Annotated in this window: 1 protein-coding gene; it reads left to right on the top strand. The window is 70.8% G+C overall.

Annotated elements, in window-relative coordinates:
• Positions 1 to 501: 501 nt before the first annotated feature.
• Positions 502 to 1,120 (top strand): discoidin domain-containing protein (locus tag D180_RS12320; RefSeq protein WP_043090904.1); only part of this gene is annotated, 619 nt, incomplete at its 3' end.

The following is a 1,120-nucleotide window of genomic DNA, read 5'->3' as shown; positions in this document are numbered from 1 at the left end:
GGCGCTGGCGCCGGGCAGTTCGGCGGGCGTGCGCTTGCATCCGCCCACGGCCAGGGCGAGCATCGCCAACAGCAGGACGCACAGCGCGCGCGAGGAGATGACCCGGGTCGGGCAGGACGACATACGATGCGGGCTCGTTCCCCAAAACGTCCCGCATCTTGCTGGGCGCGGGCGATTCCGGCAAGCCGGGCGGGGCGGCGGTGCGGGGACGACCGGCAGGCAGCCAGGGGGCTGGGCTTGTCGCGGCGGGACATTTCATGACCCGGTGTTGGGCTGTCGGGACAGGCATGTCGGCATATGGCCAGATGTGCCAGTGGATTGCGGATGTTGCAACGCATCATGTAACCGCTTGCAGTTGCTGCTAACGTCCGCCCACCTCGATTGAGGCGGTGCTGGCCGGGGGACCCAGTGCGATATTCGTCAGAGATCATCCGAGTGCTCGGTCACGGTGGCGCGCGCCGCTGCGCCTGGGTGTTGTCCGCAGTCCTGTACGGACTTGCGATGACGGCCCCGGTGCAGGCGCAGGACGGCCGCCTGCCGCCGCGTGCGCAATGGCAGGCGTCCAGTTCCTCCAAGCAGGTCAAGGCGCAGGCGATCGGCTATCTGATCGACGGCGACGCCAGCACCCGCACCGCAGGCGCCTTCAGTCCCGGCCACTGGTTCCAGATCGACCTGGGCCGCGCCGCGCAGGTCGGCGGCGTGCGCCTGCAATGGGACACCTCCAATCCGGAAGGCTTCCTGCTGCAGACCTCGCGCGATGGCCAGCGCTGGGACACGGTGTACACGATGGCCGATTCGCTGGGCGGCACCGAGACCGTGTTCTTCGCGCCGCATCTGGCCCGCTACCTGCGCCTGGCTGCGCCCGCGCGCAGCGCCGACTGGGGCGTGTCGATCTACGAGATGGAGCCGCTGGGTGCCGGCGCCGTGCAGTTGCGTGGCGTGTCCGCGGCCGACGCCGCGGCGCTGTGGCAGGGCGGTGCCGCGGTGGCGATGCCGGGCACCGGCGCGCAGGCGCGGCAACTGGATATCGCCTTCCCGCGTGCGTTCGACAGCGCCGGCCTGATCGTCGAGTTCGCCGGTGCGCATGGCGCGGCGCAGCTGCAGGCGCAGGACGCCGCGG

It is taken from the genome of Xanthomonas sp. SHU 166 (assembly GCF_000364685.1).
Classification (GTDB): Bacteria; Pseudomonadota; Gammaproteobacteria; order Xanthomonadales; family Xanthomonadaceae; genus Xanthomonas_A; species Xanthomonas_A sontii.
The sequence above is the reverse complement of the archived record's forward strand: the minus strand, read 5'-3'. Positions and strand labels throughout refer to the sequence as shown.